Genomic DNA, 15,713 nt, shown 5'->3' with positions numbered 1-15,713 from the left:
GTTTAACCTGCCATAGATTCAGGTAAACAAAGACTTCGGCGAGACTCTTGTTTGATAAACCCAATAAGTTGCATAACGTCTTCATTTTGAGTATATTTCTTTGCAACAACCTCAATTCGCTCTGATAAAGATGGTGTAGCGACATCAAATAAATCGTCGTAAGCACTGCGAAGTTCTTGAATAGTTGCCGTTGAAAAACCTCGACGCTTTAGCCCAACTAAATTGAGCCCAGCAAGATGGGCCCGCTCTCCTTTTACATGTCCATAGGGAATGACATCCTGCACAACAGCAGACAAACCACCAATAATGGAATGTGCCCCAACGCGGACAAATTGATGAACAGCGGCTAAACCTCCAACGAAAGCATAATCTTCAAGGGTGACGTGTCCTCCTAAGGTTGCACAATTTGCCATAATGACGTTATTTCCGACTCGACAGTCGTGAGCGACATGGGCAGAAGCCATAAATAGATTATTATCACCAACTTTTGTAACCATGCCTCCCCCTTCTGTTCCTGGCTGGATGGTCACATACTCGCGAATAGTATTATTCACCCCAATAAAAAGCTGCGAAGGTTCACCATTATATTTTAAATCTTGGGGGTAATGACCAATGGAGGAAAAAGGATAAAACTTACAATTCGCCCCGATCTCTGTTCGCCCAGAAATCGTAACATGCGAGACTAAATGAACATTATCACCAATAATAACTTCAGGTCCTACATAACAAAATGGACCAATTTCTATTCCTGTGCCCAGTTGAGCTTTGCTATCAATAATTGCAGAAGGATGAATTTGATTCATAATAACAGTTCCCAATAGTAAAATGAGGGCAGTGAATTTGTTGCATATATATAGGATGTCTCAACAATGAATTGAGGGCAAACAATGGAATGTTACAAAGTGTTACTTATCCCCAATCATTGCTGTAACACTAGCTTCAGCAACTAATGTGCCATCAACGGTAGCTTCACCTTTAAATTTCCAAACAGTACCCCGACTTCTTTCTTTTGTAACTTTTAATTTTAAGACATCTCCCGGGACGACGGGTTTGCGAAATTTAGCTTCATCAATAGACATAAAGAAAACACTTTTATCATTTCCACTGATATTTCTCATGACTGCGACAGCAGCAGTTTGCGCCATAGCTTCAACGATTAATACACCTGGCAATATCGGCCTGCCAGGGAAATGTCCTTGAAAATACCATTCATTTAATGAAACATTTTTAACTCCTACCGCCGACTCTCCGGGTTCAATGTCCTCAACGCGATCGATGAGTAGCATGGGGTAACGATGCGGAATAAGAGACATTATTTCTTCGATATGAGCAACGTTAGAAGACTTTACATCTTTCATGGTTTGATCTTCCTTTTGAAAATTATGAATGATAACAGAAGATTGAGTCATTTTTCTTTATTTTCCCTTATTAACAAGTTTTTTTAATGCCACGCTTTGACGATGCCAATCTCGAATAGGTATACTTGGGAAGCCACCAACAGTCAGACCTTTTTCAATATTGCTGTAGACACCGCTTTTTGCTGCAATTTTGACTCCATCACCAATAACAAGGTGACCCGCAATACCAACTTGACCTGCAGCAATAACGAACCTACCGAGCTGCGTACTCCCTGCAATTCCACATTGGGCAACGATAACACAATTTTCACCAATTTGTACATTGTGAGCAATTTGGACAAGATTATCAATTCGTGTGCCGCATCCGATAAACGTATCTGTTTCTGCTCCTCTATCAATTGTCGTATTTGAACCAATTTCTACATCATCACCAATAACAACACGTCCAAGTTGGGGAATATTTAAGTGGCCATCTTCATCCATATGAAAACCAAAACCTTTTTGACCAATTCGAGCACCAGATTTCACGACTACCCGCTTTCCGAGCAGCGCATGGCTTATGGAAACATGTGTGGAAATTCTGCATTCAGCACCCAGTTCAACATTTGCTTCAATAAAAGAATTGGCACCAATTTCGCAACCATCACCAATCTGAACATTTTCCTCAATGACGGCAAAAGGACCAATATAACAATTTTTGCCTATTTTTGCAGTCGAATGAATTGCTGCTTGAGATGAAATCCCCCCCATTTTCTTAATAGGAGGGTAAAAAAGGGCTGCTACCTGTCCATAAGCCCGGTATGGCTTGGGGGTTATCAGCACGACAAGGTTTTTAGGGGCATATTTAGCATACTCAGATGCCACCAAACATACCGAAGCTTTTGTAACTTTAAATTGCTCTAGATATTTGGGGTTATGAAAACAACTAATATGCCCAAAACCAGCTTTATGCAAAGGAGAAACATCTGTAATAACTTGATTGCCATCTACATTTGGAGTTAATTCAATTCCACAAATGACGGCAATATCCTGTACAGTGTAAGGTCCAGATTTTTGATAGAAACGTTCGTCAGCCATTTTTATGGATATCCCCTTGCTCAAATTATCAGTCTTTTCACCACACCTAGGGTAACTTTTGCGTTACTTTAAAACTGTCAAAACCATATCACACATGAGCTTGTATTTTAAACAAAAAAGGGGAGAGATTCATTGGAAAAAAGCTATGCTAAACAAGTTTTATAAGGATTTGATCTCGTAGAAGAGTATCGCCGACACGAACAAAGACTTCCCTCACGACCCCTTGTGTCGGCGCTTTAATGACATTTTCCATTTTCATAGCCTCAATAACAAGGAGAGTCTGGCCCAATTTGACGCGATCTCCTGTTGTTATAGGCATTGAAATCAAAATGCCCGGCATAGGAGCTTTCACTAGGAGATTATCTGGCACGGCCTTCGGGGGCTGAACATGTGAATATAAGTCCCAGGTTTTGGGACGCATAATTTGAACCTTATATTCAAAGCCAAAAAGACTAATAGTCAAGTTTATGCCTGTAATCTGCACTTTGCCGGAAAAAGTTTCTTCAGGACTTTTCACAACAAACAATTTTTCTTTAGGTTCCCAGTCAAGATACAACTCGGTCTTATATTCTCCTACACAAATAAAATGATCTTGAATTTTAACAAGAGTTCCCTGCCCGTTTTCCACCACAATCCATTCAGATGAAATATCATGTACATAAATTTTCTGATAGATCATGACGGCAATTGCCGATACCAAATTTTTCTGACAGTCTGGTATGTTCTGGCTCATCTCTTTTTCTATAAAGTGAGTAGAATAGTCTCCATCTTTTACTTTTTGTTGATGGAGGAGCTGCTCTAAAAACCCCGTGTTATGGACCGGTCCTTCAATAATAAATTGTGTCAATCCCTGCTTCAAGTTTTTAATGGCCTCATGGCGCTTAGGAGCCCATGCAATGAGTTTTGCAATCATGGGATCATAATAAATACTAATTTCTGACCCCGCTTCTATTCCCGTATCCAAGCGTAGATTGTCTGAAAGCACTGGAGGAATGAATTGTGTAACTCGACCACTCGATGGCAAAAAGCCTTGCCAGGAATCTTCAGCGTATAGGCGGGCTTCAATCGCATGACCTGTGAATGTAATTTGGCTTTGAGAAAAAGATAAAGGTTCTCCTGCTGCAATACGAATCATTTGTTCAACAAGATCAAGACCTGTGACCATTTCTGTAATTGGATGTTCAACTTGAAGTCGTGTATTCATTTCAAGGAAATAGAATTCCTTATTGGGCGCAACCATAAACTCTATCGTTCCAGCAGACGTATATCCCACTTGACGAGCTAAAGAGATTGCTTGATCGACCATCCTTTGGCGCACATCCGCCGTAATAAAACAACTGGGAGTTTCTTCAATAACTTTTTGATGGCGCCTTTGAAGGGAGCAATCCCGCTCCCCCAAATGGACAATATTTCCCTGATGGTCTCCTAAAATTTGAATTTCGATATGCCGAGGAGATTGCACATATTTTTCAACAAATACCCGCCCATCCCCAAAGCTTGAAAAAGCTTCATGCATAGCATGATTTAAATTATCGTTTATCTGACTTTCGTCATAGACAATCCGCATACCTTTGCCGCCACCCCCCGCTGCTGCTTTTAACAACAAAGGGTAGCCAACGAGATCTGCATAACGTTGAACCTCATCTTTAGTGGTCACTGCACTTTCACTACCCGGCAAAATGGATACACCGGCCTGGCGAGCTAAAGTTTTAGCTTGAAGTTTATCACCCATGATCCGAATAACACGTGAGAGAGGGCCAATAAACGTGAGGCCTGCCTCTTCAACCGCTTTTGCAAAATCTGCATTTTCTGATAAAAAACCATACCCAGGATGAATGGCTTGAGCCCCAGCGGCTAAAGCCGTTTCAATTATAATTTGTGCATTAAGATAACTTTGACTGGGGGTAGGTGGGCCAATGAGATAGGACTCATCAGCCGAATGTGTATGTAGAGCTCTTGAGTCTGCTTGGGAGTAAATGGCGACCGTACCAATACCCATTTGCCGACATGTGCGCATGATCCGGCAAGCAATCTCCCCCCGATTTGCAATCAGAATCTTGCTAAACAAGAAACTTAATCGTTCATATCGTCAGTTAATTTTCCAGTGGGCTTTGATTTTTTATCTTCTTTACGTCCCTTAATGAGTGTCTTAACCTGATTTTCTTCCCACTCTGGACTTAAAAAAGGGAACCATTCTTCTAGAGCTTTTAATTGTCCAAGACGCGCGCCTTGTAAAGCAGCAGCAATTCCAAAAGCCATAATGGGCCAAATAGGCCAAAAGGCACCAGCACCATTGAGCAACCAAACCAGAATACATCCGGCTGTTACTCCTGCATAAACGACCAGATTGGTATAATATACCCGTAATTCACGAACACGTTCTCTGACTTGTGCTTCTTTATCCATTTGGTTATCTCCCTAACATTTCAATTTATGTTCCCAAAAAACCGTCTCAGTCACAGCTTCCTATTTGCCAGCTAAGTCTGATATGAAGTTCCTTAAAACTTCTAATGCCTAAACTGACACTCTTGTGCTTTGTGAGAGAGTCATAATGGGATATTGTCGTGCTTCTTTGACGGATTGACAAGTGTTTTATTCGCCAACATGTCTAAGGAACGGCACATTCGCAATCGTGTTTCTCGTGGTTGAATAATATCATCAATAAATCCACGATGGGCTGCAATCAAGGGATTTGCAAACTTATCTCGGTATTCTTCCTCGCGGCACGCCATGCTTTCAGGCGAACTTAAATCCCCACGAAAAATAATCTCTACAGCACCCTTAGGGCCCATAACGGCAATTTCTGACGTTGGCCACGCGAAATTGACATCTGCGCGAATATGCTTTGAGCTCATAACATCATAAGCCCCCCCGTAAGCCTTCCGTGTAATAAGTGTGACTTTAGGAACCGTTGCTTCAGCAAAAGCAAATAATAATTTTGCCCCGTGTTTAATGATACCGCCCTGCTCCTGTTCAATACCGGGTAAGAATCCCGGCACATCGACGAAGGTTAGCAAGGGAATGTTAAAACAATCGCAAAACCGAACGAATCGAGCCGCCTTTCGAGATGCATTAATATCCAAACAGCCTGCTAAAACCATAGGCTGATTAGCAACAATACCTACCGATCGACCATCCATGCGACCAAATCCAATGAGAATATTGGGCGCAAATTCAGGCTGCATTTCAAAGAAATCTCCATCATCAAGCACGCTATGGATGAGCTCCCTCATGTCATAGGGAAGATTTGGATTAGGGGGAATCAAGGTATCCAGTGCCGGATCGAGACGATTTGGCGCATCTGACGTTTTACGAAGGGGCGGAGATTCCCGATTTGAAAGCGGCAAAAAATCGATCAATCGACGCGCTTGCATAAGAGCATCTATATCATTTGGAGGCGCCAAATCGGCAACGCCGGATTGGGTCGTATGAACTTTAGCACCTCCTAAATCTTCTGCGCTAACGGTCTCGTTAGTTACAGTTTTGACAACATCGGGACCTGTCACAAACATGTAGGCTGTCTGTTTTACCATAAAAATAAAATCTGTCATCGCGGGTGAATAGACAGCACCCCCTGCGCACGGCCCCATAATTAAAGATAGTTGGGGGATCACGCCAGAGGCCAAAACATTTCGTTGAAAAACTTCTGCATAACCTGCAAGAGAATCGACACCTTCTTGAATGCGCGCCCCTCCAGAATCGTTTAACCCAATAAGGGGAGCTCCCACTTGTATGGCCTTGTCCATAATTTTGGCAATTTTTTCGGCGTGGGCTTCGCCTAATGAGCCACCAAAAACGGTAAAGTCTTGGGAAAATACGAACACCAGCCTGCCATTAATAGTGCCATAACCAGTCACCACTCCGTCTCCCGGAATGGTTAGTTTATCCAACCCAAAATCTTGAGATCGATGCTCAACAAAAAGCCCCCACTCTTCAAACGATCCCTCATCTAAAAGAATATCTAAACGTTCGCGTGCGGTCAATTTTCCCTTACCATGTTGACGATCAATACGCTCCTGGCCGCCCCCTAAATAACAAGCTTTGCGTTTTTCTTCGAGCTGGTTCAGAATTTTTTGCATTTTATTTTGCCAAACTATTTTGAGAGTTTGTAAACTTTTAGTAAATCTAACCTATAATTCTATGTTCCATGAAAAATCTTAAAATAATATTAATTTATAGACATTCTAATAATTGTTAATTTCAAAAATTTTTTTAATATATATTTTTAATATTTTTTTAATTATTTAATAATTACAATGAATTTGTATTGTTTATATAATTTAAAGGATAAAAAAATGCAAAAATTAATTTCCAAAAACAGAGTTTCCACACTTAGCTTAATTATGGGAACTTTAACAATTATGAGTCTAGGCACTCAGAATACAGTGGCTTGGAGCCCTGCAGAGTGCAAAGTAAGATGTAATAAGTACGTGGTAGGAAACAAGACGAAAACTCTGAATGAGTGTGCTAGAAATTGTGATAATGCGATCATTAAGGATGTTCTTCTCGCTAACTGCGATAAGTTGGTAGATAAGAAAAAATTAAATGATGATTTAAGTAAACAAAAACTCGGTTATGAAGAAGAAAAAAAAGCAAATCAAAGTAAAATAGATCAATTTAAAAATGCATCAGACTATAGAGGGAAAAAACTCACAAAAGAATATACGAGTAAAGATAAATTATTAGACACTAAGATTAAAGCCGTTGCGGATCAAATGAAGAAATGCCCTGTTGCATTGGATGTTGCCACTCCCGCAATAACAGCTCCGGCCGGAGCTCCAGCTGTACCTCCAGTCCCAACACCAATGTTTAGGCCTGAACCAGCTCCGTCACCAGCGGATGTGAATACTGCACCATCTAATGTGCCGCCTGCTCCGCCACCGCCACCACCTCCAGCTTCTGCAAAAGCAGCAGTACCTGCAACAGCACCTTCTCCAGCAAACAAAACTCAACCTGCAGATTTGTTAGCTGACATTCGAAAAGGTAGAGAACTTAAAAAAAATGAGACAGATGTTAAGGCAACAACTTCTCCAGTTGCAGCAAATCCTGTAGGAGCGCCCGATACTACTTCACCTACTCGCAGATTGGGTTCTCTACCCACTCCATCTGCAAATGGTACACCTAAACCAGCAACGAACACCGATCAAGGGTCAAGTATCAACGAAATACAGAAAGCTGCGCTCGCCATGAAAGCAAAAAGAGAAGCCGCTGCTGCCGCAGCCGCTAACGGTAATTAAACTAAGATTTAAATTATGTAAGATACCCCTCCCTTCGGAGGGGTTTTTTTTATAAATAAGTTGCTCTCCAAACAGGCACAGCTCCTAAACTTGAAAAAGTTTATTTGCGAATTGAATACCTTTCAGAACCTTATGAAATATCCAAAAAATAGAGATTTAAAATAGTTAAGATTTTTTTAATTCTCTTAGCTCATAATAATTTATAGGCGACATAATAGATGATAAGGATGAAAACAATGGAAAAAGTAACTATGCGCAATACAATTTCGATTTTAAGCTTAGTTTTAGGAACTTTAACATTTACATGTTTAAGCACACAAAAAACAGAAGCTGCGTGGAATGTAGCAACTTGCAAGCTAAAATGTGGAAAAACAGTGCTGGCAAATCGATCTTCTAAAGATTTTCAAAAAAATGTGAATGATTGTGCCGCAAACTGCGATAACACAAAAATTAAAGATGCTCTTCTTGCATTTTGTAAGAATTTAAACCCAACAAACAAAGCAAATTTACAAAAGATATTGGAAGACGAAAAAATGGGTTATGAGACTGCAATTAAAGATAACCAAGAGAATATTACACGGTTTGAAAAAGCAACGGACTCCCGTGGGAAAAAGTATTTAAATGACTACCAGAAAAAAAGCAAAACTTTGACGGATAAAGCAGATTTAGTTGCGAAACAGATGAAAAATTGTGAAATGACACCCACTTCACGAAGTGTTGTCCCAACATCCAATTTGGTGCCTGCGGGTATCGACCCAACGAAGCTGAGTGATAAAGAAAAGCAGCTTCTCAATGTGCTAACTACCAAAGAAAAGGAGCGATTAGGTCTGTCTAATGCGGTAGAAGCGTCTTCAGATTCTAAGTCATTATCTCCTGCCGGTAAAGACGGAGGGTTTGTACGCGCAGCTCCAGGTCATTCATCAACCGCCCTTGGAAGTGATGCTTCTACCCCCAAATTGGGGCAACATCGAACACCAAACAATCCTCCTAATACAGCCCTCAATGAGTCAATACCTGCTTCTTCATCCACTGAACATTCCACCGATCCTGTCTCACCGGTGGAAGAAACACGGGCACCCAATCCATTATTGGATCAGATCCAAGCAAAGAAACTCAGAACGACTCAGCTTCCTGCAAAAAGCATGACCAACAATGCCCCCTCAACGGCATCTGATATACCTGCAGCCCCCCCACCGCCCGCGAGTGATAAAAATTCTGCTACCTCGCAACCTTTAACTCAACCTACCCCTCGTGGGAACCTGTTAGCTCAAATTCAAGGTGGAAAAGTGCTTAAGAAAGTAGATAATACCGTGCCTCATCCCGACAGTAAAGAGACACATCAAGGCGATAATTCTAATACAGTGCAAAGCGTATTATCTAAAGCCCTGTCTCAAAGGAGGGGTGCTATTATAGGAAAGATCGAATCAAAAGAAACCCCTAAAACTGATGATGATGATTGGAAATAAAAATAAAAATTTTATAGATTAAATGAGCCCCTCTCTTTCGAGAGGGGTTTTTTATATTTATAAATCCTCAATCCCTATAATGCCTGGCACTCCCAAAAGCTGAGAGCGTGTTTCTGCATGGATGTGGTAACTATCAGGCAACAATATTTGAATGGTCGGCGTCGAGGTAAAAATCACTTCAATACTCACACGGGCATTACCGGCAGGAGCACTTTTAAATATTTGACGTAAATCATCGGCTTTTGCCGTTTCATTCACGCGCACCCTAATCATTTTTGTCAAAGATTGCATCGCTTCATCTAAAAGTTGCACGCCCTGGCCTGTTAAGCGAAAGTTTCTCTCACCTCCCGGACCTTCCGATTCTTGCTTTAAAATTGCACTCACCAGCAAAGGCTTTCCTGGCTCTAAAAGATCCCGGCTGCGACTGTAGACTTCTGAAAATACGGCAACTTCAAAAACCCCTTGGGCATCAGACAGTTTTACAAAAGCAAATTTTTGACCGGTTTTGGAAGTTCGCTCTTGCTTGACCAATACAATTCCTGCCAACTTTACTGTGGCCCCATCTCCCATTTCCTTTACAGTTTCGCTAGACGTCACCCCGAGACGTGCCAGAGAAGATCCATAAATATCCAAAGGATGAGCGGAGAGGAAAAATCCGAGAGCGTCAAACTCATTCTGTAATTTTTCAAGAGATCCCCAATCATTCATGGGAGGAAGCAAAAGAGTTTGATGGTTTTGAGATGCCGAAAATCCAAACAAACTATGTTGTTGGCTCTGTTTTTCTTGAGCTGAAAGTGCCGCCTGTCTCAACATGCTCTCAATTGCACCATGGGTTTGCTTGCGATTGGCATTTAACCCATCGAACGCTCCCGCGGAAACAAGATTTTCCAATTGACGCTTGTTTAACGCGCTACTGGCTCCACACGTGCCGATTCGCTGGGCAAATTCTAGCAAACTTTTAAAAGGTCCGTGAAGTTGACGATCGTGTCGAACTATTTTCATTCCCGCTTCACCAACACCCTTAATAGCCGCTAATGCATAGCGAATGCCATTGCCTTCAACACAAAACGAAACTTCTGAAGCGTTCATATCTGGGGGCAGTAGAGCAATTTTTAATCGGTCCATATCTTGACGAAATACATTTAGTTTATCGGTATTATTCACATCATATGTCATGGATGCTGCAAAAAATTCCAGAGGATGGTTCGCTTTTAAATAGGCGGTTTGATAAGTCAATAGAGCATAAGGGGCAGAGTGGGATTTGTTAAAACCATATCCGGCAAACTTGGCCATTTGATCAAAAATTTGACTGGCAATATCAGGTATCAAACCATTTTTAATTGCCCCTTCAACAAACTGAGCACGCTGGGCATTCATTTCTGACTTAATTTTCTTTCCCATGGCTCGACGCAATAGATCTGCGGCACCCAATGTATATCCACCTAAAACTTGAGCAATTTGCATAACCTGTTCTTGATAAACCATAACCCCATATGTTGGCTCCAGTATGGACTGCAATTGGGGGTGAAGATAGGTCACTTTCTCTTCACCATGTTTACAAGCCAGATATCGGGGGATATCATCCATAGGGCCTGGACGATAAAGAGCGACCAAAGCAATTAAGTCTTCAAAGCGATCGGGTCGAAGCTTGCGCAGCACGTCCCGCATGCCCGCACCTTCAACTTGGAAAACACCAACTGTTTCAACCTTTTGAAGAAGTTCAAAAGTCTTAGGATCATCAAGGGGAATTTGAGCAATATCAATCGAAATTCCATTTGTCTTCAGACGCTGACAACAATTTTCAATAATTGTTAATGTTTTTAAACCCAAAAAGTCGAATTTTAATAAACCCGCTAATTCCACATATTTCATGCTGAATTGAGTTGCCGGCAATATAGATCCTTCATCTTTATAAAGCGGCACCAAGTCAGCTAAGGGACGATCTCCGATCACGACGCCTGCAGCATGGGTTGAAGCATGACGATATAAACCTTCCAGCTTCATGCCCATATCCATCATCGTTGCAACTGCGGGATCTGTATCACGAGCTTCTCGCAATAAAGGTTCCATTTCCAGGGCTTGCTCTAGCGTTACTGGATTGGCTGGATTGTTGGGGACAAGCTTAGAAATTCTGTCAATCTGACCATAGGGGAGTTGGAGCACACGTCCCACGTCTCGCAGAACCATTTTGGCTTGCATCTTTCCAAAAGTGATAATGTGAGCAACACGATCGTCGCCATATTTGCGACGAACGTAAGTAATCACTTCATCGCGACGTTCTTGGCAAAAATCGATATCAAAGTCAGGCATAGAAACGCGTTCTGGATTCAAGAAACGCTCAAACAATAATCCAAATCGAATGGGATCTATATCCGTAATTGTCAAAGCCCACGCTACCAAAGAGCCCGCACCCGACCCACGACCAGGACCAACAGGTATACCTTGACTTTTTGCCCATTGTATAAAATCTGCAACGACAAGGAAGTACCCGGGAAATCCCATTTTCTCAATGACATTGATTTCATAGTTTAGGCGATCCAAGTAAATTTGACGCTTCTCGATTTTGGTTTCAGCAGAATCTGTCAAATCATAGACTTGACGCTCCAAGCGCCCGTGTAAGCCTTTTTCTGCCATATCGCGGAGCTCCTCACCTTCAGAACGCCCCGATTCCGTCGGATAGGGTGGTAAAATAGGATGACGCGGGATAGGCATATAGGAACAGCGCTTTGCAATTACCACTGTATTGTGAATGGCTTCAGGCAAGTCTGAAAATATCTCTATCATTTCTTGGGCAGTCTTGAAAAAATGATGAGGCGTTACGCGTCGGCGATCATCTTGATTCAAATATCTACCTTCTGCAATACACAAAAGAGCGTCGTGCGCTTCATACATATCGGGGTCTTTAAAAAAAACCTCATTGGTCGCTACCAAAGGAAGATCATGTTGATAGGCTAAATCAACCAGTATAGGCTCAATTTGATCTTCAATTGCTAATCCATGTCGCATAATTTCAACATAGAGATGATTGGGAAAAATGGCTTTTAAGGTGAGAAGAAGTTCTTCCGCAGCGCTTCGTTGACCTTCTGCAATCAAACGACCAATAGGACCGGCTGGCCCCCCTGTTAAAGTTATTAACCCCGCACTTCGCTCTTTTAAAGCTTCAAGAGTCATTTGAGGTAATTCACCACTTGCCGCTGATAAATAAGAATCACTAACCAAATGAAGAAGATTGCGATATCCCTCCTCATTTTGAGCAATCAAAACAAGTTGATCCGGCTCAATAGGTTTTTGATTCCCGGGGGAAGATGGGGAAGATCGGCGCAAATGGATTTGGCACCCAATAATAGGTTGAATACCATTTTCAGCGCAACTCATGGAAAACTCGAGAGCTCCAAAAAGATTAGCCGTATCCGTGATTGCCACAGCAGGCATAGAATATTCGCGACACTGCTTGGCCAAATCTTTCAGCTTAATAGCCCCTTCTGCGAGGGAATAAGCGGTATGAACACGTAAATGAACGAATGGAGTCATGACTGCAGAAATCTTTATTAGAAGTGTAACGCTTCTCTTTTATAGCCTGATGTAAAGGATACGCCAAGGACGATTATGAGCCTTTTAGATTTACCTTATCCTCTAGAAATGTCCTATAATTTACCAATGCTTCTGCACCCCCATAAATGAGGGGCAAATCTAAAGCTTCCTCGAGGGTAACCCATCGTGCTTCCACATGTTCCTCAAGATTTAAATGAAGTACGGGCAAAGAGGATAGGTGGGCTCGAAACCTATAAAATATATAGTCAATTGACGAACGCCGAACATACAATGTATCAATTTCACTTAATTTATTTGCATCAATTTTCAGCCCAATTTCTTCAAAAACTTCTCGGATAACTCCCTCAACTGGTGTTTCCTCCGACTCTAATTTACCTCCGGGAATACCCCATGTCATTCCTTGAAGTTTATGCGGGGCCCGCTTTAACAGAAGAATTTTGTTCTCGTATTCACAATAACAACCCGCAACCTCAATCTTAGGGTGAAAGTTTTCAGGGGGAAGAAGCGAAATAGATTCCATAGACTCTCACTCCCCTGCAAAAACGAGAGGACGCTGTAATGCTAAGAAGACAATACCCAGCACCACGATAACGACCAACATCATTGCAATATATACCGGTAAAATTGTGCCATTAAAGAAAAGTCCTGCTGTGCTCACAATCACGGCTAGAAATATGTTTCTCACCATGGCCATAATGGATACCGACAAACCCCGATCATCGGGAAAAATTTCTATAGCACGCGTCGCACAAGTCGCAACCACAAAAGGCATGGCTATATTACTTAAACAGAAAATGGCAAGAATTATTATAGCTGTACTGGGGACTTGATGCGTGACCAAAGCTAAGGAACCTAGGACAAATCCAAACATTCCTACTGCACCCACCCGCAAGGCACCCTTCAATCCTAAACGGCCAATGTACCGTCGATAGAGTAATGAGGATAAAAAATTGAGAGTAATAGGGACAGCTTGGTATAGGGAAAATAGAGTGGGCGTATATCCAAAACCATCAATAAAAATGAAAGAGCCGTTTGCCAAAAATAATCCTGTGAGGGTGATAGGAAGCGCGTGCCCTAGAACCATCAACAAATATTCAGCACTCGTGAGAAGCATCGTCGTTTTTTCAAGTAATTCTCGAAATCCACCCTGATTGGCATGGGCACCCTTTTTTATTGTTTCCGGCAAAAGAGCACGAAGAAATAGGGTAACGATCAACATGGACAAAAAGTTTAGGATAAAACAGAATCGCCAACCAAAATGCTCTGTTATATGAGCTCCAAGTATAGGTGAAATTGCGAACACGAGCGGAAATAAAGACCCATATATACTCATATATCTTGCATAATCGATACCATGAAACATATCTGCAATGATTACAACACCAACAACACTTAAGCCCCCACACCCAATGGCTTGAATAAAACGACTAACCATAAAGGATTCCATTGTATGGGCAAAACAACATCCAAGACCGCCAATTAAGAAGAAAGCAAAAGAAGCAAAGAGAATCGGTCGACGACCATAAATGTCAGATATGCGCCCAAAAATAAGAGCTACGAGGGCGCTTGCAAGCGGGCTAATCATCAAACTGAGTTGCATGAGGTATTCTGTTGTACCAAAATAATCACGCATCATTGGCAACGCGGGCAAGAAAATATCCATACTCGAGACCATTAAGGCAACGGCTAACATTATTAATACTGCCAAAAGTCTTCGTCGAGGAAGAAGAATGCTTTTCATATTACTATAACCTTATATGCCTTGAGTTTGTATTTAATTACCGGCAAGGCTAAACATTAAAACGAAAGTGAAATACATCCCCATCTTTTACCAAATAGTCACGCCCCTCAAGACGCAATTTACCGGCCGCTTTTGCGCCCGCTTCCCCTTCACATGCAACATAATCTTCATAAGAAATTGTCTCTGCACAAATAAATCCACGCTCAAAATCTGTATGTATGACGCCTGCTGCTTGGGGAGCTTTGGACCCTTGATGGGTAGTCCACGCTCGAGCTTCTTTCGGACCAACAGTGAAAAATGTTAAGAGATTTAGCAAACCATATCCCTCGTGAATGACGCGCTTTAAGCCTGTTTCTTTTAAACCAAGAGACTGAAGGAATTCTCGTTGATCCTGTTCGTTATCTAACCCAGCGACTTCAGACTCTATGGCAGCAGATATCACAACAGCCCGTGCGTCATGATTCTTTGCATAGTCGTCCACTTTTGCTGTCCATTCATTGCCGGTACTGGCTTCGCCTTCAGATACATTACATACGTATAGCATTGGCTTAGCCGATAAAAGCTGAATTTGCTGAAAGAGATCCGCGTCTTCTTTAGAAACAACCATTGTTTTTGCAGGTTTCCCTTGCTCCAAATGATTTTTCGCTTGCTCCATTAACGCTAAGAGAGCTTTAGCTTCCAGATCCCCCCCTTTGGCCTTTTTGGCTCCAGCTTGCATCCGTCGCTCTAAACTTTCCAAATCAGCAAGCATTAATTCTGTTTCTATGGTTGTCAAATCCCGTATGGGATCAACACTACCATCTACATGGGTAATATCATCATTTTCAAAGCATCTTAAAACATGAATAACCGCGTCGACACTCCGGATATGACCCAAGAATTGATTGCCCAATCCTTCGCCTTTGCTAGCTCCCCTCACAAGTCCAGCGATGTCAACAATCTCTAATTGAGTTGGAATGACCTTTTGCGAACCGGCCATAAGGGCAAGCTTATCTAACCGCGAATCCGGTACCCCCACACGACCTATGTTGGGTTCAATCGTACAAAAAGGGTAATTCGCAGCCTCAGCTGCTGCCGTTGCTGTTAGTGCATTAAATAGAGTGGACTTTCCAACATTCGGAAGCCCCACAATTCCACAATTAAATCCCATAATTTTTACTCAGTTAAACAAATATTATATCAACTTCTAATGGATGAAGAGCTAAGTTGCAATTGAATTAACACCTTGATCCGAGTATATCTATGGTTTTCTGCCTTTGCTGTTTTAGTGAAAGAGGCTATA

The 15,713-nt window shown here is 41.9% G+C and carries 12 protein-coding genes; 2 read left to right on the top strand and 10 right to left on the bottom strand.

The window, feature by feature from the left end:
- Positions 1–2: 2 nt before the first annotated feature.
- From lpxA to FJX03_03430, 6 genes are all read right to left on the bottom strand, one after another.
- Positions 3–803, bottom strand: a complete 801-nt coding sequence (gene lpxA, locus FJX03_03455; GenBank protein ID MBM3632750.1) for an acyl-ACP--UDP-N-acetylglucosamine O-acyltransferase — start codon at positions 801–803, stop codon at positions 3–5.
- 102 nt (positions 804–905) lie between these two features.
- Positions 906–1,358 (bottom strand): 3-hydroxyacyl-ACP dehydratase FabZ, encoded by a 453-nt coding sequence (gene fabZ, locus FJX03_03450; GenBank protein ID MBM3632749.1) that lies wholly within the window; start codon positions 1,356–1,358, stop codon positions 906–908.
- Positions 1,359–1,415: 57 nt separating this feature from the next.
- Entirely contained in the window at positions 1,416–2,435 is a 1,020-nt protein-coding gene (gene lpxD / locus FJX03_03445; protein MBM3632748.1) for a UDP-3-O-(3-hydroxymyristoyl)glucosamine N-acyltransferase, read from the bottom strand.
- Positions 2,436–2,583: 148 nt separating this feature from the next.
- Positions 2,584–4,503: an acetyl-CoA carboxylase biotin carboxylase subunit gene (locus tag FJX03_03440; protein MBM3632747.1), complete on the bottom strand. Its 1,920-nt coding sequence runs from the start codon at positions 4,501–4,503 to the stop codon at positions 2,584–2,586.
- A gap of 5 nt (positions 4,504–4,508) precedes the next feature.
- A complete protein-coding gene (locus tag FJX03_03435) occupies positions 4,509–4,841 on the bottom strand; it encodes a 2TM domain-containing protein (GenBank protein ID MBM3632746.1) in 333 nt (110 codons plus the stop codon).
- Between the two features lie 140 nt (positions 4,842–4,981).
- Positions 4,982–6,514, bottom strand: a complete 1,533-nt coding sequence (locus FJX03_03430; GenBank protein ID MBM3632745.1) for an acyl-CoA carboxylase subunit beta — start codon at positions 6,512–6,514, stop codon at positions 4,982–4,984.
- 216 nt (positions 6,515–6,730) lie between these two features.
- Here FJX03_03430 and FJX03_03425 point away from each other — a divergent pair, with 216 nt between their 5' ends.
- Together FJX03_03425 and FJX03_03420 are read left to right on the top strand one after the other, a co-directional pair.
- The gene (locus tag FJX03_03425) at positions 6,731–7,672 is read left to right on the top strand and encodes a hypothetical protein (GenBank protein MBM3632744.1); all 942 of its coding nucleotides are present in this window, start codon (positions 6,731–6,733) and stop codon (positions 7,670–7,672) included.
- A gap of 218 nt (positions 7,673–7,890) precedes the next feature.
- Entirely contained in the window at positions 7,891–9,138 is a 1,248-nt protein-coding gene (locus FJX03_03420) for a hypothetical protein (GenBank protein ID MBM3632743.1), read from the top strand.
- Positions 9,139–9,195: 57 nt separating this feature from the next.
- On the opposite strand, the gene dnaE is transcribed toward FJX03_03420, so the two are convergent.
- The 4 genes from dnaE to ychF all read right to left on the bottom strand — a co-directional run bounded on the left by dnaE (position 9,196) and on the right by ychF (position 15,581).
- Positions 9,196–12,669 (bottom strand): DNA polymerase III subunit alpha, encoded by a 3,474-nt coding sequence (gene dnaE / locus FJX03_03415; protein ID MBM3632742.1) that lies wholly within the window; start codon positions 12,667–12,669, stop codon positions 9,196–9,198.
- A 73-nt stretch (positions 12,670–12,742) separates the two neighbouring features.
- Positions 12,743–13,210: an NUDIX hydrolase gene (locus FJX03_03410; GenBank protein ID MBM3632741.1), complete on the bottom strand. Its 468-nt coding sequence runs from the start codon at positions 13,208–13,210 to the stop codon at positions 12,743–12,745.
- Between the two features lie 6 nt (positions 13,211–13,216).
- Positions 13,217–14,431, bottom strand: a complete 1,215-nt coding sequence (locus FJX03_03405; GenBank protein ID MBM3632740.1) for a multidrug effflux MFS transporter — start codon at positions 14,429–14,431, stop codon at positions 13,217–13,219.
- Positions 14,432–14,480: 49 nt separating this feature from the next.
- On the bottom strand, positions 14,481–15,581 hold the full coding sequence (gene ychF / locus FJX03_03400; protein MBM3632739.1) for a redox-regulated ATPase YchF: 1,101 nt from the start codon (positions 15,579–15,581) through the stop codon (positions 14,481–14,483).
- Positions 15,582–15,713: the final 132 nt, after the last annotated feature.

This window comes from Alphaproteobacteria bacterium, assembly GCA_016870095.1.
Classification (GTDB): Bacteria; Pseudomonadota; Alphaproteobacteria; order Paracaedibacterales; family VGCI01; genus VGCI01.
Note: the sequence above shows the minus strand (reverse complement) of the source record. Positions and strands in the feature narration are given on the sequence as shown.